Origin of the sequence: Aquiflexum lacus (genome assembly GCF_015476655.1) — a bacterium.
In the GTDB taxonomy this organism is placed as follows: Bacteria; Bacteroidota; Bacteroidia; order Cytophagales; family Cyclobacteriaceae; genus Aquiflexum; species Aquiflexum lacus.
Genome location: NZ_JABFHF010000002.1, coordinates 131,588 through 155,158, shown reverse-complemented (window position 1 = coordinate 155,158; position 23,571 = coordinate 131,588). Strand labels below are relative to the sequence as shown.

At 39.4% G+C, this 23,571-nt stretch carries 20 protein-coding genes; 13 read left to right on the top strand and 7 right to left on the bottom strand.

The window, feature by feature from the left end; translation table 11 throughout:
* Positions 1-88: 88 nt before the first annotated feature.
* From HMJ38_RS02700 to HMJ38_RS02670, 7 genes are all read left to right on the top strand, one after another.
* The gene (locus HMJ38_RS02700; RefSeq protein WP_194972844.1) at positions 89-904 is read left to right on the top strand and encodes a formyl transferase; all 816 of its coding nucleotides are present in this window, start codon (positions 89-91) and stop codon (positions 902-904) included.
* Positions 905-948: 44 nt separating this feature from the next.
* Positions 949-1,614 carry a heme exporter protein CcmB gene (locus HMJ38_RS02695; RefSeq protein ID WP_194972843.1) on the top strand — a complete coding sequence of 222 codons (666 nt, stop codon included), beginning with the start codon at positions 949-951 and terminating at the stop codon, positions 1,612-1,614.
* 478 nt (positions 1,615-2,092) lie between these two features.
* Entirely contained in the window at positions 2,093-2,773 is a 681-nt protein-coding gene (gene ccsA / locus HMJ38_RS02690) for a cytochrome c biogenesis protein CcsA (RefSeq protein ID WP_194972842.1), read from the top strand.
* Entirely contained in the window at positions 2,770-3,012 is a 243-nt protein-coding gene (locus HMJ38_RS02685; protein ID WP_194972841.1) for a CcmD family protein, read from the top strand. The genes ccsA (HMJ38_RS02690) and HMJ38_RS02685 overlap by 4 nt, the downstream gene beginning before the upstream one ends.
* A 58-nt stretch (positions 3,013-3,070) precedes the next feature.
* Positions 3,071-3,487, top strand: coding sequence for a cytochrome c maturation protein CcmE domain-containing protein (locus HMJ38_RS02680; RefSeq protein WP_194972840.1), 417 nt, complete (start codon positions 3,071-3,073; stop codon positions 3,485-3,487).
* 27 nt (positions 3,488-3,514) lie between these two features.
* Entirely contained in the window at positions 3,515-6,043 is a 2,529-nt protein-coding gene (gene ccsA / locus HMJ38_RS02675) for a cytochrome c biogenesis protein CcsA (RefSeq protein ID WP_194972839.1), read from the top strand.
* 115 nt (positions 6,044-6,158) lie between these two features.
* Positions 6,159-6,935: a Rossmann-like and DUF2520 domain-containing protein gene (locus HMJ38_RS02670; protein WP_194972838.1), complete on the top strand. Its 777-nt coding sequence runs from the start codon at positions 6,159-6,161 to the stop codon at positions 6,933-6,935.
* 157 nt (positions 6,936-7,092) lie between these two features.
* On the opposite strand, the gene HMJ38_RS02665 is transcribed toward HMJ38_RS02670, so the two are convergent.
* The 3 genes from HMJ38_RS02665 to HMJ38_RS02655 all read right to left on the bottom strand — a co-directional run bounded on the left by HMJ38_RS02665 (position 7,093) and on the right by HMJ38_RS02655 (position 10,933).
* The gene (locus HMJ38_RS02665) at positions 7,093-7,947 is read right to left on the bottom strand and encodes a pirin family protein (RefSeq protein WP_194972837.1); all 855 of its coding nucleotides are present in this window, start codon (positions 7,945-7,947) and stop codon (positions 7,093-7,095) included.
* Positions 7,948-8,042: 95 nt separating this feature from the next.
* Positions 8,043-9,044: an acyl-ACP desaturase gene (locus tag HMJ38_RS02660; protein WP_194972836.1), complete on the bottom strand. Its 1,002-nt coding sequence runs from the start codon at positions 9,042-9,044 to the stop codon at positions 8,043-8,045.
* A gap of 173 nt (positions 9,045-9,217) precedes the next feature.
* Positions 9,218-10,933 carry a hypothetical protein gene (locus tag HMJ38_RS02655; RefSeq protein WP_194972835.1) on the bottom strand — a complete coding sequence of 572 codons (1,716 nt, stop codon included), beginning with the start codon at positions 10,931-10,933 and terminating at the stop codon, positions 9,218-9,220.
* 180 nt (positions 10,934-11,113) lie between these two features.
* On the opposite strand from HMJ38_RS02655, the gene HMJ38_RS02650 reads away from it, so the two are divergent.
* Entirely contained in the window at positions 11,114-12,352 is a 1,239-nt protein-coding gene (locus HMJ38_RS02650) for a dipeptidase (RefSeq protein WP_194972834.1), read from the top strand.
* Between the two features lie 138 nt (positions 12,353-12,490).
* Positions 12,491-13,669, top strand: coding sequence for a PQQ-dependent sugar dehydrogenase (locus tag HMJ38_RS02645; RefSeq protein ID WP_194972833.1), 1,179 nt, complete (start codon positions 12,491-12,493; stop codon positions 13,667-13,669).
* Between the two features lie 123 nt (positions 13,670-13,792).
* On the opposite strand, the gene HMJ38_RS02640 is transcribed toward HMJ38_RS02645, so the two are convergent.
* The gene (locus HMJ38_RS02640; protein ID WP_194972832.1) at positions 13,793-14,608 is read right to left on the bottom strand and encodes an NAD(P)-binding domain-containing protein; all 816 of its coding nucleotides are present in this window, start codon (positions 14,606-14,608) and stop codon (positions 13,793-13,795) included.
* A gap of 91 nt (positions 14,609-14,699) precedes the next feature.
* Between HMJ38_RS02640 and HMJ38_RS02635 the strand changes: the two genes are divergently transcribed.
* Positions 14,700-15,149 (top strand): hypothetical protein, encoded by a 450-nt coding sequence (locus HMJ38_RS02635; protein WP_194972831.1) that lies wholly within the window; start codon positions 14,700-14,702, stop codon positions 15,147-15,149.
* 165 nt (positions 15,150-15,314) lie between these two features.
* Here the strand turns inward: HMJ38_RS02635 and HMJ38_RS02630 are convergent, their stop codons facing one another.
* The 3 genes from HMJ38_RS02630 to HMJ38_RS02620 all read right to left on the bottom strand — a co-directional run bounded on the left by HMJ38_RS02630 (position 15,315) and on the right by HMJ38_RS02620 (position 20,327).
* Positions 15,315-15,953 (bottom strand): sterol desaturase family protein, encoded by a 639-nt coding sequence (locus HMJ38_RS02630; protein ID WP_194972830.1) that lies wholly within the window; start codon positions 15,951-15,953, stop codon positions 15,315-15,317.
* Between the two features lie 153 nt (positions 15,954-16,106).
* Entirely contained in the window at positions 16,107-17,249 is a 1,143-nt protein-coding gene (gene bshA / locus HMJ38_RS02625; protein WP_194972829.1) for an N-acetyl-alpha-D-glucosaminyl L-malate synthase BshA, read from the bottom strand.
* A 66-nt stretch (positions 17,250-17,315) separates the two neighbouring features.
* Positions 17,316-20,327 (bottom strand): glycoside hydrolase family 3 N-terminal domain-containing protein, encoded by a 3,012-nt coding sequence (locus tag HMJ38_RS02620; RefSeq protein WP_194972828.1) that lies wholly within the window; start codon positions 20,325-20,327, stop codon positions 17,316-17,318.
* Between the two features lie 166 nt (positions 20,328-20,493).
* Here HMJ38_RS02620 and HMJ38_RS02615 point away from each other — a divergent pair, with 166 nt between their 5' ends.
* The 3 genes from HMJ38_RS02615 to HMJ38_RS02605 are packed head-to-tail and all read left to right on the top strand — an operon-like array spanning position 20,494 to position 23,567.
* A complete protein-coding gene (locus HMJ38_RS02615; RefSeq protein WP_194972827.1) occupies positions 20,494-20,904 on the top strand; it encodes a hypothetical protein in 411 nt (136 codons plus the stop codon).
* Positions 20,901-22,772: a DNA mismatch repair endonuclease MutL gene (mutL, locus tag HMJ38_RS02610; RefSeq protein WP_194972826.1), complete on the top strand. Its 1,872-nt coding sequence runs from the start codon at positions 20,901-20,903 to the stop codon at positions 22,770-22,772. The genes HMJ38_RS02615 and mutL overlap by 4 nt, the downstream gene beginning before the upstream one ends.
* 3 nt (positions 22,773-22,775) lie before the next feature.
* Positions 22,776-23,567, top strand: coding sequence for a rhomboid family intramembrane serine protease (locus tag HMJ38_RS02605; RefSeq protein WP_194972825.1), 792 nt, complete (start codon positions 22,776-22,778; stop codon positions 23,565-23,567).
* The last annotated feature ends 4 nt before the right edge of the window (positions 23,568-23,571 follow it).

Genomic DNA, 23,571 nt, shown 5'->3' with positions numbered 1-23,571 from the left:
TAAAAATATGACTCAAGTCATAAAATTATACCACCGATTACAACCTTTACTGACTATTTATAGTCTTTGATGCAATAGATTTAAACCGATGAAAATAATTGTAATCAGTCAATGCACCCCAAGAGAAAAAATTATTGTTCAGCAAATTGTTAAAAATTTTGACAATGTGACGGTGCTCCAATCTAAAAAATGGACAGGCATCAAGCTTAAGAAGGAAAATCAAGGGCTTAGTGGAAAAAATTCAAAATCACGCTCATTTTTAGATCAAAACGGCTTGAGATTTTTTTACAAATTCCATAAAGAGTCCATCCGCTTAAAAACAAAACACGTCAAACTTGAAGATCATCATTTTACCAAAGTGAGCATGCCTTTCAGTGAAATCAATTCCACGAGCGGGCAAGAGTTCATTGAATCTCTTCAGCCTGACATTTTATTTACCTGTAATGCACCTATTCTGCGGGGCAGAATATTGGATATCCCGAAAATTGCCGCTATCAACGCGCACTATGGAATCCCTCCTCATTACCGTGGAAACGACACCCTATTTTGGGCCTATATCAAAAAAGATTTTGAGAATTTAGGAGGCTGTCTCCACTACATTACTAAAGGAGTTGATCGGGGTAACATTCTTGCTGAGGTATTCCCCGAATTAGAACCAAAGGACAGTTTGGTACATGTAGACATCAAAACCTCAGAATTGTTGGCAAAAGCCACTGTTAAAATCTTGAAAGACATTGAAAATTGTGATTTGATTCCTAAAGGTAAAGAGCAGGTGGAAATTGGAAAAAATTACAAATTATCTGAAAAGACACTGGTACATCATTTAAAATATCTTGCTAAAGTCAACCTAGGAGTCCTCAAACCATTGCCCAGGAAAGAAAAGACAGTCTTCTATCTTCATTGAGATTTTGAGATAAGATCATTCCGCAAACTTTTTATATTTGTCCCATGCTCAAAGAAATTGCTGTACTCATCCAAAAAGAAATCACCCTTGAATGGCGTCAAAAGTACGCCTTGAACGGCATCTTATTGTATGTAGTCTCAGCGGTTTTCATCACTTATCTCAGTGTAGGTGCGAAACAGGGAAATATTGATATTCCGACATGGAATGCCTTGTATTGGATCATCATCCTTTTTTCAGCTGTCAATGCCGTTGCCAAAAGTTTTGTTCAGGAACATCAGGGAAGGCAGTTGTATTATTACATGATCGTCTCACCTGAATCCATCATCATATCCAAGATGATTTACAATACCCTTTTGACCCTGATTTTGGCGCTTTTAGGATATTTGGTGTTCAGCATCATTCTTGGCAATCCTGTGGCAGATCAGGGCATGTTTCTTTTGAACCTCATTTTGGGTGCGGTTGGCTTTTCGGCTTGTCTTACCATGGTTTCCGGAATTGCTTCCAAAGCAAGCAACAACGCCACCTTAATGGCAATCCTCAGTTTTCCGGTGATCATTCCCATTCTATTGATGGCGATTCGTGTTTCCAAAAATGCCATAGACGGCTTGGACTGGTCGGTAAGTGTGGATAAGATTATAACCCTGATTGCCATCAATGCTATAATAGCGGTGACAGCTTATATTCTGTTCCCGTACTTGTGGAGAAGTTAGGGGAGAGGGCTCGAAAAAAAAATGAATCCCGCGAAGACGCAAAGGCGCAAAGAGAAATTTTAAATAAAATGGATAGTCCACTTTTTTGCCAGCAACCCAAGATTATATTTTAAACAGGTTGGATGTTTGAAGTCCCCTGCCGGCAGACATGGATGTACCGGACATTTAAATTTACTTGCGAGAATTATATTGACTTATCATTTTACTTGAATCATAGTGTAAATACTTAATAAAATGTATTACCTCTTTAATTCATCATCAGCTCATTAAGAATAATGTATAGTGATTTCGGAATCTAAATCATAATAATTTCTTTGCGCCTTAGGGTCTTTGCGGGAAACCTAAAATCATCCCAATTTCTTTGCGTCTTAGCGTCTTGGTGGGAAACCAATCGCCTTACCCCAACTTATATTACAAAAAGCACAGGAATCAGAAACTTATGACCTATTTTTGCGATTGAGTTAGCAAAATTCCTGAAATGAAAAAAAGCTGGTGGAAAATCCTCACTATCCTCTTATTGGCATACACCATTACAGCAGGTCTTCTCCTTGATGTTCCCCGATTACCCATCCTCAATGAAACCATCAGGGCATTGCATTTCCATGTCACCATGTGGTTTGGAATGATACTGATGTTGGTGGTATCGGTCGTTTACAGCATAAAATTTCTGAGAACAAATGATCTTAAAAATGACGATGTGGCCATTGAATTTACTAATGCAGCGATATTGTTCGGAGTATTGGGAATTGTGACGGGAATGCTTTGGGCTAAATTCACTTGGGGAGATTATTGGAGTGGAGATCCAAAACAGAATGCTTCTGCGATCGGGTTGTTAATGTACTTCGCCTACCTGATTCTGCGAAATTCACTTACCGATGTTCACCAAAGAGCCCGGATAGGGGCAGTTTATAACATTTTTGCGTTTGCTGCATTTATACCTTTGATCTTTGTATTGCCAAGATTGACAGACAGTCTACATCCAGGGAATGGTGGCAATCCGGGATTCAATGCCTATGACCTTGACAGTAAATTGAGGATGGTATTTTACCCTGCCATCATCGCATGGACCTTGATGGGTACATGGATGGCCACAGTGAGAGTTCGATTGAGAAGAATAGAAAGAAAAGTTGAAGATAGATTGATAAATCAAGTATCATGAAAAAATGGTTTATAATATTATTCCTGTTGATTAGTCTTCAGGGCATGGCCCAAGAGAAAATTGCCATCACCGATGATGATTACCAAAACTCCAGAATTGAAATGGCAGATACCATGCGCTCTGAAGGAAAAATTTACGTATTAGTTGGAATAATCGGGATTGTTTTTGCAGGAATTTTGGTTTATGTAATTGCTACGGATAAGAAGGTAGGGAAATTGGAGAAATTATTGAAAGATTAACCATTAGATCTGAGCTACTTTTGAAGCTTTTGATATTGGAAAAATGAATTACTAAGTTATGAAAAAAAGACATATAATAGGTTTGGGAATCATTGGAGTGGCTATCATCATCATCATGTCAATGATTGGGGATGCGAGTACATATGAAAGTTTTGCAACTGCCCGGGATTTGAAAATGACAGGGAACGAAAAATCCATCCATGTGGTGGGGCAATTGAAAAAAAGCATCTCAGGTACAGTAGAGGGAATAGAAGTTAATCAAGATAAGACATCCTTTTATTTTATGATGGTGGATAATGACGGGACGGAACAGAAAGTATTTTATAATGAACCTGTACCTGCGGATTTTGCCAGGGCCGAACAAGTTGTTGTAATTGGTTCCTATGCAAATTCGGATCTTTTTGTAGCAGACAAAATCTTGATGAAATGTCCGTCAAAATACCAAGAAACAGAAGTCAGCAATGCCAGCATGTAATGAATTCACCCATTTATTAGCGTAACCATGATCAATACCTTTGCCGGTAATTTAGGCCACTTTGCAGTTATATTGGCTTTTGTCAGTGCAATTGTAGCAGCTTATTCTTATTATCAATATACCATTGCACCTGAATTGGAAAAAGCAAATTGGAAACGCTTTAGCCGTGCAGTATTCTATATTCACTCGGTGGCAAGTGTCACTATAGCCATTTCCCTTTTTGAGATCATCTATAACCATAGATTCGAATACTTTTATGCTTATTCCCATTCTTCCAAAGCATTACCGGTTCATTACATGATTTCCAGTTTTTGGGAAGGTCAAGAGGGTGCTTTTATCCTTTGGATTTTCTGGAATGTGGTATTGGGCTTGATCTTAATCCATACCAATAAATTTTGGGAAGGCCCTGTCATGATCGTTTTTGCCTTGGTTCAGGCTTTCCTGGTGTCCATGATATTGGGTGTGGTCATTGGGGATTTGAAAATCGGAAGTTCTCCTTTTATCCTTTTGCGGGATGCCATGAGTGCCCCGATATTCCAAATCAATCCTGATTTCGTTCCTGAAGACGGTACGGGCCTCAATCCTTTGCTCCAAAATATTTGGATGGTAATCCATCCACCTACCCTCTTTCTAGGATATGCTTCCACTTTAGTCCCATTTGCTTTTCTTATGGGAGGATTGGCCACCAAAAAATATTCGGAGTGGGTTCGTCCTGCACTACCTTGGGCGATTTTCTCTGCCATGATTTTGGGCATGGGAATCATAATGGGTGCCTATTGGGCTTATGTGACCTTGAACTTCGGTGGTTATTGGAACTGGGATCCGGTAGAGAATGCCGTCTATGTGCCTTGGCTGATTATGATTGCAGCTATCCATACCATGATTACTTTTAAGAAAAGCAGTACTGCCTTGAAGTCATCTATCGTTTTGGTCATTGCTTCTTTTATTTTAGTGCTTTATGCAACGTTCCTCGTAAGAAGTGGGGTTTTGGGAGATTCTTCCGTCCATTCATTTACCGATTTGGGTCTATCGGGACAATTGCTGATTTATATGTTGTTTTTCCTTGGTGTAGCTGTTTTCCTCGCTGCAAAAAACTGGAAATATATTCCTACTTCTGAAAAAGAAGCCTCAGTATATTCCAGGGAATTTTGGATCTTTATAGGAGCAATTACTTTATCTCTGATGGCTTTTCAGGTCATCCTACCTACTTCTATTCCTGTTTGGAATGCAATTGTGGAAAGTTTCGGGGGGATTTCCAATATGGCACCACCTGCTGATCAGGTCGGGTTTTATACCAAATTCCAACTTTGGTTTGCAGTGGCTTTGGCTTTGCTCACTGCTGTTGGACAGTTTTTCTGGTGGAATAAAATAGATGGCAAAACATTGCGAGAGGCTTTGGTGATGCCATATATCATATCTGTTGTGCTTTCAGCCATTATCATTATAGCGGGTAAGGTGTTTGATATTTCCTATATCATTGTAGTGCTAGCCGCCACATTTACCATTGTGGCCAATGCGACAATCCTGACAAAGCTGGTCAAAAAGACAACGTTCAAATTAGCAGGTGGTTCTTTAGCACATATAGGTTTGGGTCTGATTTTAATAGGCGTGATGTTTTCATCGGGCTACTCAGAAATCATTTCTTACAACATGTCAGGATTGACTTATAGCAACAGTTGGGAGGATGAAATGAACAAAGAACACGTGTTGCTTTGGATCAACAAACCAACTCAAATCAAAGAATACACAGCTATCTATAGAGGAAGGCAGAAAAAAGTTCAGGGAGTTCCCGGTTATGTCAATGTCAATCTCTTAAAATCAACAGACAACATCAACGAAGCCATTGCTTTAGATGATATCACTGCTCGGGGAAGAACACATTACAAAAAAGGAGAAACAGTTACCTTGATTTTGGAAGAAAATGATTACTTCCAAATTGACTATTTCAAAGATGACGTTTACCAGTTTTCTCTGAATCCTATGTCACAGTTCAATAGTTCTATGGGGCTTATTTCCTCACCGGATTCAAGAAGATTTGTGAACAGGGATCTTTACACCTTTGTCTCAGCCATCAATGACTATGAGGACCCTGAGTGGAGAGAGGATGAATTCTTTGAAGTATCACCGGGCGAGACATTCTATATCGCCGATTTTGTTACGACTTTTGAAGGTGGAGAGGTACTTACCAGCTTGGATGGTATAGATTTGAAAGAAGGTGATGTGGCGGTGAAGGCCAAACTTGTAGTGATGGACTATGATCAGGAAAAAAGACTTGAACCCATTTTTATTATCAGGGGAAATCAAGTTGGAAGAATCCCTTCTATTGATAACGAGTTGGGTGTGAAAGTGGAACTGGAAAACATACTGCCTGAATCCAATACATTTTCCTTTAAAGTCAATCGCTATCAGAAGGATTACGTAGTACTGAAAGCGATCGTGAAACCACAAATAAATATTCTATGGATCGGTACCATTATCATGTTGATCGGATTTACCGTAGCAATCTACAGAAGGTATGATGAATTCAGTAAAATGAGAGACAAAGGATTGGAATGATTTCAATCTGTGCATTTTATAATGGTGTACATAAAAGCAGAAAAACCCCAAGACTCAATTTCTTGGGGTTTTTTTGATGTTTCTTATTTCAAGTCAAATAATTTATCTTTCAATCATGAAATTTAAAATTGCGATACTTGGCACTGGAAATGTTGCTTGGCACTTAGGCCCTGCATTGGAGGATGCTGGACATACTATCACCGAAGTATTTGGAAGGGATATTGAAAAAGCAAATAACCTAACAAAGAGACTATATGTGGCCGAGGCGAAAGACGATTTGGATTTTTCAGATTCTGAAGCACATATCTTTATCATTTCAGTAAGCGATCAGGCTATCTCCGAAATTGCCGATGAAATCATTTTACCCGAAGACAGCATTTTGGTACATACTTCAGGATCAGTCGGAATGGATATTTTGGGCTATAGTTCTGCTTCCTATACCGGAATCTTCTACCCGTTGCAGACTTTTAGCAAAGACAGAAGGTTGGATTTTGCGGACGTGCCGTTTTTGTTAGAGTCAGACGATCAGACCACCTTGCAGAATCTCAAAAAATTGGCAAAAAGTCTTTCTCAACATCAATATGTGATCAGATCAAAAGACAGAAAAGCGCTGCATGTAGCGGCAGTGTTTGCCAGTAACTTTTCAAACCACATGCTGAGATTATCGGAAGAAATCATGGGTCGGCAAGGAATTGATTTTGAAATGTTAAAGCCCCTGATCATTGAAACCATCAGCAAGAGCCTTGAACTGGGTGCAAAAAAAGCCCAAACTGGCCCGGCTATCCGTAGTGATTTCAATATTTTAGATGACCATTATCAATTTTTAAATTATAACGAACAAGTTGCTGAAATCTATAAGCTTATTTCTCAGGACATTATAGACAGTTATTAAACAATATCTAATTCCAGGTATTTTTCTTTGTCATATAATTAACTACATTTATGACGGGTGATTAAGCAACTTTTTCAGGTTTAAATGACCTGCATTAAAATGTTATTAATTTTTAAACATATAAGTGGCCGCTCTGAAAAGACGGCCACTTTCATTTTTATTCCTGCCAGGAACCGAATTTCCCCAGCTGATAATCCTGATATGCCTGCCGGATTTCCTCTTGGGTATTCATGACAAATGGTCCCTGTGCCACCAAAGGTTCGTTGAATGGTTTGGCATGCCCAAGGATAATAACTGCGTCTTCTGTTGCCTCCACAGCTATGGAATCACCATCATTGTTGAATTCAATCAAATTTCTAAATGGAATTTCCTCTCCCATCACTTTCACTTTCCCCCGGACCACATAGAAAAATATATTTTCTTCCGTGGGAATATTTTTCGAGAACTTTCCTCCCGATTTTATAAATATCGTGCTCAAAAAGATAGGCCAAAGCGAATCAAAAGATCCTTTTTTATTGTCCCATTCTCCTGCGATCAATTGGACTTTTACCTTTTCATTATCCAGATTGAAATGAGTGATTTCATTCTTTTGCAAACCAAAATACCTCGGTTCTGTCATCTTTAGACGGGCAGGAAGGTTAAGCCAAAGCTGTAGGATTTCAAGTTCCCCTCCTTCTTCTTTGAATTTATTGGAAGAAACCTCTGCATGAATCAAACCTCTCCCCGCAGTCATCCACTGAATTCCACCGGCATCGATGACGGATTCATGTCCTCCTGAGTCCTTATGCATGATATCGCCTTCCAATATAAAAGTAACAGTCTCCATTCCTCGATGGGGATGTGGACCGAACGGTAACCCATTGTTGTTTTTGGGATAAGTTTGGTGTCCATGGTGATTGAGAAAAATGAAAGGGTCAATCTGCCGCAACTTTGGTGAAGGCAAAGGGTTGTAAGTGATCAAATCCGCAATAGGATGATAACTGGCTTTATGGATTTCTTTAATTGTCTTCATAATATTTGATGTATATACATTCAATCTAATTAAACCTCAATTTGTTCCATTAAAGGTCAAAAAAAAGCCTGAATTTCTTCAGGCTTCAAACATTCTTATTTTATCCAAGCTAGTGAGATTTCATCAGGAGCTTTCATTCTATCCGCTAAACGCATGTATCTGTCAGCCAAATTTGAAAGATAGTCCTGTGCTTTCGAGGCTACATCATTGAGACCTGTTAAGTTTTCAATGTCCCAAAGCTTTACCAAATGGTCGATAATCCTTGCATAATCCCAACCGGTATAAATCCCGACTTTTTGAGTAATGGCTGAAAACTGATCAAATAAAGTCGGATTGCTACTTCCTTTACCCATCAGGACTGCAGGCATCACTATTTGCTTTCGCATCATTTTATCAAAAGCCATAATTGCCCCATTTGGGTCAATTTCAAAGATTTCACTCATGAAACTTTTATAGGCTTTCTCATGCCTGGCTTCATCACCGGCAATCGTCTTACAAATCCTGGACAATACATCGTCACCTGCTTTATGCGCTAGCTTACCTGTATTGACATGGGAAATCTTGGTAGCTCTTTCCTGAAAAGAGGTATAAATCATGGCTTGATATGGATCTTTTTCAGATTTAGGATCAAAGCCATTGTAGATCAATCTGTGAATCGTCTGTTCGACCTTTTTCATATCTGCCCTTCCTGACAGATAAAGGTACTTATTCAGTAGGTCACCATGGCGGTTTTCCTCAGCTGTCCAGGCTTTAGACCATCGCACCCAACCTGAATTGCTCAAAAGGCTACCTTCTACATTGATGCCCTCCAACATGTTGAAATACGTCTGATAGCTGGGCAATGCCTCTTCCGTAATCATATTTCCTATCAAGGAAGTGATGATGGTATCAGGAATGCCGGCTGCTCTTTCCTGAAGTTTTTTTACCTCATCAAAGGCATCCGGTTCCCCCATATCAGGAAGAAAATCTGAAGGCTGCCAACATTCATCCGGATCAACCAATACGGTATCTACTGCATTATTGACGAAGCCATCTAACTGAGAAATGACTTCCATGTTTTTTTCCAATTCGTAATTTATGTGTTCTGATTTATTCATGATATTAAACTTTTCGACTTAAATAACTAAAAACCACTACCCATATACGCTGATATTTTAAGCAGCTTGAATTCAAATATCAAAGCCAATTAGACATAAAGGTAATGACAAATTATCGGATTAAATGGAAATAAACCCGATTTCTATATTCGGTTTCCGCTAAAAGGAAGGCATTATTTACTTAAGACCCAAGTTTTCATATTGAAGTTTGATGGGGCAGTGGCATTTAAGCGTTTTCCTATTTTGTCAAGGTACATAGTATTATACCTTAATCTCGTGATATAGTTCGGAAGATCGGGATCTCCGTTCCAGCAATGTTCGGCCCTGTCACCATAAAGCACTTCGCCACCATAATAGGGATCGGTTGTACTTTCAAGGAAATCTTCAGTCAGATAAACGGCATTATTGAGATAATAATTATCCATATCTCCACAATAGATATGGATTTTTCCTTCCAGATCTTTTCCCAATTTTGACCAATCCCTTTCCATGATATAGCGGAGGTCAAAGTTTTCCTGCCAGTGCTTAGCCACTTCCTTGTCTATCTTACCGGAATACCTGTCCCAAATAGGTTTTGGATATCCATCTTCACCCACAGGAGAATATACGGACTGCCAAATATCCCACTGATCTCCGGACCTACTTTTAGTGCCACCCAATGCAAGTTCCTTGTGATTCATGTCTTTGAGCATGGCTGATACATGGCCAAGATAATCTCTCTTGCCTACACGATCTGTGGTCCTGAAAGTACCTTTGAGAAAATAGGCATTTTCTTCCTCATAAATATTGACCGTAGTAAATGCCCTAAAATCAATGGGGTCAGGACAGGCAGCAAAACAACCATTATATTCATTGGGATACATGACTTGTACAGCCAAGGCTTCCCAACCGCCGGTAGAACCTCCATACACAAACCTGGACCAACCTTCTCCTATACCTCTAAACTGTTTTTCAATATGTGGGATCAATTCATAGGTAATCGCGTCACCATATGGACCGATATTCTGAGAATTGACAGCATAACTGTCATCATAAAATGGGTTGGCATGTTGAACTTCAATTACAATGAATTTTTGAAAATCAGGTGAAATCCATTTTTTGTAGAAATCATAGGCTTCTTGCTGTTGTATTTTATTATAGCCATAAATATTAAACCTAGCGCTGTAATCCTCCTCCAAATCTTCATCCGGTGGGGTAGTCCTAAACCCATCAAAATCCGATGGAAAATGACCATGATAAATCATCAAAGGATAATATTCATTTGGATTTGAATCAAAATCTCTTGGAATCAGAACATGCGCACCCAAATAAATATCCCGTCCCCAAAACTCAGACAGCATTTCGCTTTTGAATTTGACATGTTTGATAAATTCAGTGTCCTCTGGTTCAGTCACAGGAGGATTGACCTGATCGATGATCAGATCAAGAGCTGTTTTTCCATCCCATTTTATTTTTTGAGGCTTACTATAAATATTTCCGGGCGTCCTGTTCCATTGTCTTCCTTCCCATTGGTCCATTGGCATTTTGATGGTATGGCCATCAGACCTGTTGAAGATTTCATGTTTTACAATATACGCTTGTACCCAATACTCCCCTTCCGGGATATTCTGATAGTTTTCAATTGGATAGCCAAATTCATTCAGATTGAAACTGAGTGCTTGACCAGATTGATAATCCTCAAAATCCATCCCGATGACCTGGGCAGAATTGATATCATCGCTGACAGCAAATCTTGGTTCTGCCTTATCATTATGGTGAAAAAGCAAAAGCAAGCGACCGTCTTTCAAATCATTGGTCAATTCCTCAGATACCGTTACCCTGACTTCCGGAATCGGATTGGATTGACAGGAAATGAATATTATAATAATGAAAATCGGAAAATATCTCATGACAATAAATTTTGGTGGAAATTGAAGATACTACAAAATCCAAATTGATATTTTGTTGGGAATATCAAATTACACAAACGGACAAATACTGCTTTTTTACCCAAATATTCTACCGCCTATATATCTTGAAAGATTATTCAACAGAAGAAAGTATATCTTAAAGGTTCAACCATCAACAACATGAAAAGAACATTGTTTACTTTAATTGCCTCTGTATTGCTTTTTGCCTGCGGAGAAAAATCTGAAATCATAGATTATACTTTATTGTCAGATGAAGAGAGATTAAGCATCGCCAAAGAAATTGCCCAAAACACCATCATGGTGGATGGGCATGTAGACTTACCTTACAGAATGAAGGTGGGAGGATTTACCCTGCAAAGAGAAGTATTGGATGTATCCGTCAGGACAGATGGTGGTAATTTTGACTTCCCCAGATCAAAGGAAGGCGGCCTCGATGCCCCTTTCATGTCCATTTATATTCCAGCCATCTACCAAGAAAGAGGTGGTGCCAAAGCTTTGGCAGACTCACTTATTTTGATGACAGAAAGATTGTGCGATACCTGGCCTGATAAGTTTGCCATAGCAACCTCCCCCGATGATATCCAAAAAAATACCGAGGAAGGCAAAATTTCATTTCCTATGGGCATGGAAAACGGTGCCGCCTTGGAAGATGATATCAATAATGTCAAATATTTCTATGATAGAGGCATCAGGTACATCACACTTACCCATGGCAAAGACAACCTGATAGGAGATTCATCTTATGATACGACCCGAACCCACGGGGGATTAAGTGAATATGGCGTACAGGTAGTCAAAGAAATGAACAAGACTGGTATCATGGTGGATATTTCCCATGTATCAGATGACACTTTCTATGATGTGGTCAAGATAACCGACGTACCTGTCATCGCTTCACATTCTTCTGCCAGGGCTTTTACTCCCGGCTTTGAAAGAAATATGGATGATGATATGATCAAGGAGCTCGGAAAAAACGGGGGAGTAATCATGATCAACTTTGGCGGGAGTTTTATAGACGGGGATTACAATGAGCGTTCGAGAGAGGTCAGGGAACACCTGGTAAACTGGCTTGCAGATAATGGATTGAGCAGGTCAGATTCAGCAGCCCAAGCATACATCCAAAAGTACACTGCTGAAAACAATCCCTTTCCCAACGTCTCCAAAGTCGCAGACCACATTGACCACGTCAAAGCCCTTGTTGGTATTGACCATATTGGCTTAGGCTCTGATTTTGATGGCGTTGGAGACAGCCTTCCAACAGGGCTAAAGGATGTTTCCATGTATCCAAACCTGATTGCAGAATTGCTCAAAAGGGGATATTCGAAAGAAGATATTGAGAAAATTTGCTATAAAAATATCTTCCGTGTTTGGAATCAGGTCATCGCTGCTGCCAATTAATGGTCTGAAAAATATTTAAATAAATAAGATAATTACCTTTAGAAAAAAAAGATACAGCAGGCCCAAGCCGTTTATAAAATGAGGCAAAGAATTCATCAATAAATTCCTTATTTTTACATGTCAAACGATTCAAATCATATGAAAAAATTTAAAAATTTATCTTTTATTCTGGCAGGCGGATTATTTCTTTTTGCTTCTTGTGCGGAAAAAGAAGTTTCTGAAACTGAACCAGAACCATCTCCTTTTGCTGTTGAAACAGAAAAGATGACAATCAACGTGGACACCTTATACACCGATTTTGAAAGTCCTTGGGGCATGACCTGGCTTCCGGATGGCAGAATGCTCGTCACAGAGAGAAAAGGAGAGATCCTGGTTTTTAAAGATGATCAATACACCGGAGAGAAACTCACAGGTGTGCCGGCTGTTTCCGAAGTAAACCAAGCTGGATTGTTGGACATTACCATTCACCCGGATTATAAAACGAATGGTTGGATCTATATATCTTATGCAAGACCAAAAGGAGAAGGTGAAGTTTTGGTGATTTCAAGGGCAAAACTAAATGGCAATGCCCTTGAAAACCTGGAAGAAATTTTCGTGGCCAACCCTGAATGGAAGGGCGGAAGACACTTTGGTTCAAGGATAGTTTTTGACAAAGACAACTATCTGTTTTTCTCAAATGGTGATAAAGGTTCAAGACCCCAAAACGCACAGGAATTGGACAACGACCATGGGAAGATCCACAGAATACATGATGATGGAAGTATTCCTTCTGATAATCCTTTTGTGGATACCGAGGGAGCCTCACCTTCTATTTGGACTTATGGCAACAGAAATCCACAGGGGATGATTTATGACAAGGCCAACGATAGAATCTGGGCTGTAGAACATGGCCCTAAAGGCGGTGACGAACTTAATTTGATTGAAAAAGGAAAAAATTACGGTTGGCCGGTTATTTCTTATGGCATCAACTATGATGGTACTATCCTTACAGAGTTGACCGAAAAAGAAGGTATGGAACAGCCTGTAACCTATTGGGTACCTTCCATTGCAACCTGTGGTATGACATTGGTGACCTCTGACAGATATCCTGAATGGAAAGGCAATGTATTGGTAGCAGGTTTGGCAGGACAGCAGATCGCAAGGGTAGAGCTTGATGGCACTACTGCCGCGGGTGAAGAAACCCTTTTGAAGGACATTGGTCGTGTAAGACAAGTGTCAGAAAGTCCTGATGGATATATCTACGCTGTAACAGAAGCAACAGGTCTTTTGATAAAATTAGTTCGCACTGCCAGCATCCCTGTGCCTCCACGTGACTGATTCGATTAAAATATTGGTCATAGTAATTTCCAATAAATAAAAACCAAATATCTTATTGCAGAAAATAATACCCTTCCAATCAAGAAGGGTATTATTTTTTTTCAATTTTGAATCCAAAAGCTCCTATGAATACCAAAAATCAAGAGGATCAGGAATCTGGAACTTATATCCTGTAGCTTGTATTTTTTGTGAAGAAATCTGCTTCCAATCAGTTTTGCCAACGGGTGCATAATCTTTGGGCGGTGAAAATCCCAAATCCAAAGCATTTTTTTCGTAGACTAATTTACGTTTGGGATGATAAGGTGCTACCCCATTGTAAATTTGACTCCAGAGATTATTTTCAATTACCCAAGATGATATACCGACTGCATCATCTCGGTGGATATAATTGACGGGGCTGTCACCGACAACATTTGTTTTACCGGAAAAATATCTACCGGGAATTCTATCCACTCCCAACAGACCACCAAACCTGATAATGGTCAGGTCAAAATCAGGTTCATGAAGAAGAATATTTTCAGCCTGAAAGAGCGAAATATTACCTGTGTTATTTTTTGTCAGTGAAAAGGTTTCATCGAGTTCCCCGTTTAGATCTGGATAAACTGAAGTGGAACTGACATAGATTATTTTTTTCACTCCTGCCTGGATAGCCATGGATTTGATGAATTTGATCTGTTCCGGATGGAAAGTTTCAGGCATTGTTCTGCTTCTAGGAGGAATATTTATAAACAAGATTTCCGTCTCAAATAACTCCTGAAAGCCTTTCCCTTCGGGATGAGGCATCAATTTTAACAAATAGGTCGAAATTCCTTTGGTGTTCAATTCATCCAATTTTTCTGGACTTGTGGTACTACCTTTCACTTGAAAACCTTTTTCTTTGAGTGCTTTGGCTAATGGTAGTCCTAGCCAGCCTAAACCAATAATTGAAACAGATGTCATAAAAAGGATGGTATATTTTTAAATTATAGGTAAATTCAATGTTCAACAAATATAGAACTAAAAATAAATGTATCTTGGCTGTAAAAGCTTTATGAAAATAAACTTCCAACCTTTTTTCAATTTGATGGGTACAGCCCTTTTGGGATTGGTCCTCATCTCCTGCGGCGAAAAAGAAAAAGACAATCCACTTTTTGGGAATTGGTATGGGTTTGAACAAGATTCAACCTATTATGAATTATATATCAATGACACCTTGATCGTGTTAAACCACGAAAGTATTGGGCCAATTGGTTATGATTATTTTGTTCAAGACAATATTCTCATTGTCAGTAATGCTGCCGGGATGGAAAGGGTTTGGCAAATGACAGCTGTTGAAGATGACTATTTCACCCTCATAGACAGTTTGGAAACGATAACTTATTTCAAAATCGATCTCGCTCAGGATTTCTTTAAAAGTATTCAGGACTCTCTCAGTTATGTTGAATTCCAAGAAGGATTTACATTTAGATACCTAGAAAAAAAAGGTGAAAATGTACCTTAAACAAAAGCATTGCTGACATTTAAATCATTACAATTTATTCCCCTTGTTCAAAATGAAGTTTTAGAAATTATTTGTCGTGTATGTACGCAATGAGGCCAGTAAAATGGTATTTTAATGCCTGGATTGCTTCGGACATTTTTTTAATATTATAACAGATTTAATTGTCTATTTTTCTTTTTTGGGCATTGTTCCCAAGATATAATCCCAAAGTGGAGAACTTACTCCATATGCTACATCGGGATCTTTGTAATGATGAATGGCATGATTGACCCACAGCACCTTTAGAAAATTTTTGGGAGGCTGATAAGCATGTACCACAAAATGTACACCTAAGTATGCTGAATACCCAACCATAAAGCCAGGAAGAAAGTAAAGTGCATAATCACCCATGATCAAAGTGAAAACTGCATAAAAAATAACAGCATATGCCATACTGACAAATGGGGGCATGGTCAATCTATCCTTATCTTTGGGGTAATCATGATGGATGCCATGAACCGAATATTGTATTTTGTCTTTAATTGGTGTATCAGGCTCCATGTGAAACAAGTACCTATGCATCACATACTCTAGTAAAGTAAACCCAAATATTCCCAGAATAAATACTGTAATGCCATATAATACCTTGATTTCAGTCGCAGTATATGCATAGTACAATGACACAGAAGCCACAATAAAATACATAATGATGGGAATACTTATGTGGGTTCTTGTTAGCTTTTCCATTAAAGGATTCTGAAACATCTGGGCTGTTCCGTTATTATCCGGCCTGTCCAATCTCCCGATTTTCTTTAAGGTAGTCATTGGCGTCTTAGTTTTACTTAATAATCAATATTAAACAAAAGTCTATATTTTACAAAAGCAGTGGTTGAATTAAAACCTATCTATTTTTCAAATTTATAATAAAAGGAGGAAATAATTGCTGTTTACTTCACCATACAATCAATGATTTAGTCATCAATTAGAAATATATTGCTTTGATTCTTCAATCGTTTGATGATACAATGCCTCATACATCGGTAAGATAACAGATACGTCAAATTCCTTTGCCCTTGCCAAAGCCCTGATTTTAAAACCGGGAAGATTTTTTTCATCCAAAATTTCCAATGCTCTTTTGGTCATTTCTTTCACATCTCCCACTGTACAGGTAAAGCCTGTGACGCCATCGATATTTAATTCAGGAATTCCACCTGCATCTGAGCTCAAGACAGGCACCTCACAAGCCATAGCTTCCAACGCAGCAAGCCCAAAACTCTCTTTTTCTGAAGGCATCATAAAAAGATCAGCGACAGAAAGCACTTCTTCAACCGCCTCAAGCTTACCTAAAAAACGAACGTCATCACAAGTGCCCAGTTCCCGACATAATCTCTCCATTTTGTCTCTTTCAGGCCCATCTCCAACAAGCAGTAATTTTGCTGGGATTTTTTTTCTCAGTTCATAGAAAACCCTGATGACATCCTCTACCCTCTTCACCTTTCTAAAGTTGGAGGTGTGTACCAATAGCTTTTCTCCATGAGGGCAAATTGCCAATTTGAAATGTTCCTTTTTTTGCTTTTTGAATCTTTCCAGGTCTATGAAATTGGGAATAACCTCAATCCGCTTTTTGATATCAAAATGTTCAAAAGTTGATTTACGAAGATCTTCAGAAACCGCAGTGACTGCATCAGATTGATTGATGCTAAAGGTGACTACTGGTTCATAACTTGGATCCTTCCCCACCAATGTGATGTCGGTACCATGCAGTGTGGTCATGACCGGGATGTATATGCCTTGTTCTTTTAAAATCTGCTTTGCCATATACGCTGCAGAGGCATGGGGAATGGCATAATGGACATGCAACAAATCAAGTGACTCGTATTTTACCACGTTCACCATTTTGCTCGCTAGCGCCAGTTCATATGGAGCGTGCTCAAATAGGGGATAGCTTTTGATATCCACCTCATGATAGAATAGATTTTGATTGAAAAAATCCAGCCGAGTTGGTTGACTGTAAGTGATGAAGTGGATTTGGTGGCCTTCTTTCGCCAAAGCTTTTCCTAACTCAGTAGCTACAACCCCGCTTCCACCAAATGTTGGATAACAAACGATCCCAATTTTCATGAATATGATGTTTAAAATATATCAACAAGATACTAAACACTGCAATGATGTAATTTTGTTCAATATCTATTCCATTAAATTCCAAAATCCTTTTTGTTGGGCCGGACTTCTCATGGCTTGGTAGATAATATCATGGATTTCGGTCCTCACTCCATCTTTCAGTAGAATAGTGTTATTGGCATTCGGATGAACCCTGTTCGATAGAAAAACATAAATCAGGTCATTATCAGGGTCCGCCCAAACGCAAGTCCCGGTAAAACCTGTATGTCCAAATGTGCTTTTCGGCGCCAATACACCTGCGCTACCTCCTTTTCCCATTTCAGGTTCAGGTTTATCCCATCCCCAACCTCTTCTGCTCTGAATGGATTGTCTTTTGGTAAATTCAGCAATGGTCTTTTCATCTAAAAAATGAACATCTCCATATTTTCCTCCATTGATCATCATCTGCATCATCACCGCCAGATCATTTGCCTTTCCAAATAAGCCGGCATGTCCAGCGACCCCTCCATACATGGCGGCACCCGGATCATGGACATAGCCCTGAACAAGTCTTTTTCTAAATGTAATATCATCTTCTGTAGGAGCTATCAAGTCCTTGGTAAACTTTTTCATCGGGTTAAATGACATGGTCTGTAAACCTAAAGGCGCGTAGATATTCTGATCCAAAAATTCATCCATAGGCTGATTCGTCATTGTTTCTACCAAAGCCTGCATCAAATACATGGTGAGGTCAGAATAGACATAGCCATATTTTCTTCTTCCGGGGCTAGGATTTCTGAGGTCTGAGTTCACAGTCCAGACCCATAAACTATCTCTTAACGAATTGACAGCGAACATTTCATTGGAAACTGGTAAGGAATAACCTGGCTCCTCTTTGGATCTGTAAAAATCAGATTTCCAAGAACCTGCTTCCACCGTTTTTGCATAGTGTGGAATAAAAGCCAACAAACCAGCCTCATGGGCAAGGATATCCTTCAAAATTAAATTTCCTTTGTTGGTACTCCTCAGTTCGGGAATATATCTACCGATGGGTTTGTCCATATCAATCACCCCACGGCTGGCCAAAAACATAACAGCCTGTGTTGTGGCCAACACTTTGGTGATTGAAGCCAAATCGTAGACTGTCTCTGTAGTTACTTCTTTGGTTTTTTTGTAATCATAATGTCCATAAGCTTTTTCAAAAACTACCTGTCCATTTTTGGCAACCAAAACCACTCCTCCAGGAAAAGCCCTTTTTTTAATGCTTACATCCATTACTGTATCTATTCTGGCCAACACCTTACTGTCCATTCCTTGACTCTCAGGAATACTGTAGGCCAATCTGCCTATTCCGGGTAGATATCCTCCCGCCCCTGATCTTAAATTAAGATTAATAGATACCGGTAAAATCCCCCTTGCAGCCCTAGCTCCAAAAATAATTTCAGGCACGAGTCTTTGCGTGAAGGAATTGTTTTCATAAGCCAAAATATTATGTGGTATTTCGGGTATATATTTGGTTGCATAGGCATTCCCAAAAGTTACTAAAACCACATTTTTCTCCTGTCCCAGTTTTTTGATAAAATTAAAGTCTGTCATCGTGACACCAAAACTCCGAGTGGGACTATTGGAAATCCCCATGACCCCGATGATGACCGTATCAAAATCTTTTAACTTTTTTTCAATATTATCCAGACTGCCGGCATCCAGTCCCTTGCTGATTTGAAAATGTTCAAAATGGGCATATTTGTCAAGCTTTTTTTGAAATTCCAAGCCGTTCCCTCCTATAGTTAGAGATGCCATTTTCTTGAGATCCAATTGTTTGATTGGGAGAAAATCGTCCTTATTGGAAGTCACTGTGATGGCACTTGCATATAAATTTTCAGCAAGCAATTTCGCGGATGGGGCATTGAGTCTGTTGACCAGATTTTTGGTTTCTATTTCTTCTGTCCTGCCCAATCCTGCCCAAAATTTGGCTTTAAGGATTTTTCTGATCCTTTCATCCACCTCTTCTTGTGAAATTTTCCCTTCAGCTATGGCTTGAAGTATCAGGGCTTTTGCTTTCGGCACATCCTGAGAAAAAACCAACACATCATTTCCTGCCAACAAAGCCGCCAACTCAACTTCTCCAGGCTTGACATAACTGCTAACACCTTTCATATTCAGGGCATCTGTAAATACCAGTCCATCAAAGTTCATCTGTCTTTTGAGGAGATCACTGACCACATATTTGGATAGTGAGGTGGCCTTATTCCTTTCACTGTCCAAGCTTGGTATGTGCAAATGAGCAACCATGACACTCATCAGGTCATTGTCGATCATTTCCCGGTAAGGATATAGATCTATATCCTTGATTCTGGTTTCGGAGTGTCTGATAATAGGCAATGTATAGTGGGAATCAGATTCTGTATCCCCATGACCTGGAAAATGCTTGGCATTGGCCATTACCCCATGGTCTTGAAGTCCCTTCATGTACGCAATTGATTTTCTCGCTACAAGTCTTTTTTCTTCTCCAAATGCCCTGTATCCGATCACGGGATTGTTTGGATTTGAATTTACATCTACCACAGGGGCAAAATTGATGTGCATTCCCAGTTCTTTGAACTGATAGGCAATTTCTTTTCCCATCTCATAAATGAGGTCATCATCTGTCAAAGCTCCTAAAGTCATGGCTTTTGGAAAAGTAATCACGGAATCCAACCGCATGCTAACCCCCCATTCTGCATCCATGGCAATAAACAGCGGTACCCTGCTGATAGATTGAAAATAATTAGTCAGATTGGCCTGTCTCACTGGACCACCTTGAAAAAATATCAGTCCCCCAATATTGTGCTGCGATATTAACCTGGCAAGATCCTGTTTGTGCCTTTCATCTTTATTGGAATAGGCTGCTACCATGAAAAGCTGACCGAGTCGATCTTCAAAATTTTGATTTTCAAAAACACTGTCAACCCAAGCCATCTGCCTGTTTTCATCCAAAGAAATAAAAGGATCCTTGTCCTCTTTAAGAACTTTGGAACCTGATCTTTCCAAACCCAAAACAGCATCTGATTGAAAAATCACCAACAATGCAATCAGAACACCCCAAACTTTTACCCGCATGCCACTGTTTTATTTTTATTGCTTGAATTTTAAAATAACTTTGTATCAATATACACTCAATTGTACAAACTTACACGGAAAATTTAAGCCCAAAGATCAATTTTTGATTTGCGGATGAAAGATTTTGAAATTATACTGTACAAATCCATTTGAATAAATTCCCAAAATGAAATTTCCTTCAATTTTCAGAACAGCCAAACCCATGCGGTTTGATATCAAGCCCAGGTATTATGATCCTGTAAAAGAAGAAATAAACCAGCGGACGGCCAAAATCAAAAGAGAGCTTCAGGCTGACGGGAAGCTTCCGTTGGAAAATGAAGACAGTGACGTGTTAAACAGAGATTATGGTTCCTCCATTCGAGGATCATTTACCCAGGGAAGTCCTATCAAAGGAAGAACCGCTTCTATGGTTACAAGCGCAGGAATGATCCGATTGGTGATTTTCATCGTGCTTCTGGGAGCCTTCTTTGGATATGTTTACTTAGGGCCTGATGCACTGTACACCATGTTGTTTATTTTTATGGGCGGTGGTTTGGTTTATTTATTTTTTAGGTTAAAAGGAAAAAGTCGCCGATGAATGACATTATCCAACTTCTTCCGGATGCCATTGCCAATCAGATCGCTGCTGGCGAAGTAGTTCAGAGACCTGCTTCAGCATTGAAAGAACTGATGGAAAATGCCGTGGATGCCGGTGCAACCAAGGTCAATGTGCTGGTGAAAGAAGCTGGAAAAAATCTTATTCAGGTCATTGACAATGGCAAAGGTATGTCCTTGACAGATGCCAGAATGAGCTTTGAAAGACATGCCACTTCCAAAATTCGGACTTCAGAAGATCTGTTTGCCATACGTACTTTCGGATTCAGGGGTGAAGCACTTGCCTCTATCGCTGCTGTAGCACAGGTGGAAATGAAAACCAGATTGCGGGGCGAAGAACTTGGCACCATGCTTCAGATTGAGGATTCGGAAGTCAAAAAACAGGAACCTATCGCAACACAGGATGGCACTTCCATTGCCGTAAAAAATCTGTTTTTCAATGTACCTGCCAGGCGGAATTTTCTGAAATCAAACGCAGTGGAAATGAAACATCTCGTGGAAGAATTTCAAAGAGTAGCACTTTCCTATCCTGAGATTGGGTTTACATTTATGCAGCATGACATGGAACTGTTTAACCTGCCTCCCGGAAAACTTAGCCAAAGAATTGTCGGTATTTTTGGGAAATCTTTTCAAAATCACTTAGTGGCTTGTATCGAAGATACGCCCCACCTCAACATTAAGGGATATATCGGGAAACCGGAATCTTCCAAAAAATCCCGTGGTGACCAATTCTTTTTTGTCAATAACCGATACATCAAAAACAACTACCTCCACCATGCAGTGGTCCATTCCTATGAAGGATTGATGGCCGCTGATATGCACCCTTTTTATGTGCTTTTTTTGGATATTGATCCAAGTCATATTGACATCAATGTCCATCCCACCAAAACTGAAATCAAATTTGATGACGAAAGGACAGTTTATGGGGTAGTAAGGTCAGCTGTGAAACAGGCCCTTGGCGCCCATAATGTGGTTCCTTCTTTGGATTTTGGGCTTGATGTCAACTTCAATGAAAATTGGAAAAGCGATAAGTTACAGTCCGAAAGAGTCAGTATAGAAAATGCATATAAACCTGACACAGTCGGTCCGGAAAATCAATACAAGACTTTTCAAAGTCCTGCGTTCATAAAACAGTCTGTTTCGGGATGGGAGAAACTCTTCGAAAGTGGTGAAAACCTAAACATGACAAAAGAAATTAAATCCTTGGATTTAGAAAACCAAGATGATGTCCTGACGTTCCCTTCAAAAGCAAACGAGGATGTATTCAAATTGAATGAGGGAAGAAATTCAGGGGCGACATTTCAGGTAGAAAACAATTATATTATTGCACAGATGTCTTCAGGATTACTCATTATAGACCAGCAAGCTGCACATGAAAGGATCCTTTACGAGAAATACACCAAGCAACTGACCAAAGCCGCAGGTGCTTCTCAGCAATGTCTCTTCCCACAACATATACAATTGGCACAGGCTGACTTTGCACTGGTGATGGATATCATTGACGAGCTCCACAGTTTGGGCTTTGTCATTGAGGAATTTGGGAAAAGTACCATATTGATACAAGGTGTGCCTGCAGATATCTATGTAACCAATGAAAAAAGGCTATTTGAAGGCCTGATTGATCAATTCAAGCATTTCAAATCCGAACTTTCTTTGGACAACAGGGAAAATCTGGCACGTTCCTTGGCCAGAAGATCTTCTATAAAAAAAGGGAATATATTAGCATCGGCAGAAATGGAGACCATTGTTGGGCAGTTGTTCGCCTGTCAAAACCCTAATTATGGGCTCTCAGGGAACAAAACCTTCGTCAAACTGGATTTACCTCAAATACAAAGCTTTTTTACAAGATAAGATATGTTTAGAAATCTAACACCTGTAGTTAAAAACCTTTTGCTCATCACAGTAGGCGTTTATGTGATTACTGCATTTCTGATGCCTCAGCTGAAGTCCATATTTGCATTGTATTATGTAAATAGCAGTAGGTTTCTACCATTCCAGTTTCTGACATATATGTTCATGCATGCTGATTTCTGGCATTTGTTCAGCAATATGTTTGGACTGTTTATATTCGGGCCTTTATTGGAACAATTTCTGGGTCCAAAAAAGATTTTGATACTTTGGATGGTCTGTGGCGTAGGTTCGGGATTATTATATTCAGGATATACCTCCTTTAAAATGCACCAACTTGATAACAAAATAAGTGCATTTTATGAAAATCCAAGCCCTGATCTCTTCAGCGATTTTGTAAAGGATAACAAACACTTTTTCAAATCAGGAGTTTATGATTTTATTGATGCTTACAGCAGAAATCCTGAGGACAGCGGATTGATTCAGCGGGCAAAAGAAAACCTGATGGGTATCAGGGATATTCAGGTCAACATACCAATGGTAGGTGCTTCAGGTGCTCTTTTTGGAGTCCTTATAGCCTTTGGCATGCTCTTTCCCAATACCCAATTGTTTTTATTATTTCCCCCTATGCCTGTGAAAGCCAAATATTTGGTCTTATTTTACGGACTTTATACCTTGTATGCGATTCTAAATAATAACCCCAGTGACAATGTAGCGCATTTTGCCCATCTGAGCGGATTGGTGATCGGAGCTGGTCTTGTATATTATTGGAAAAAAGACAGAAAAAACTTTTATTGATAGA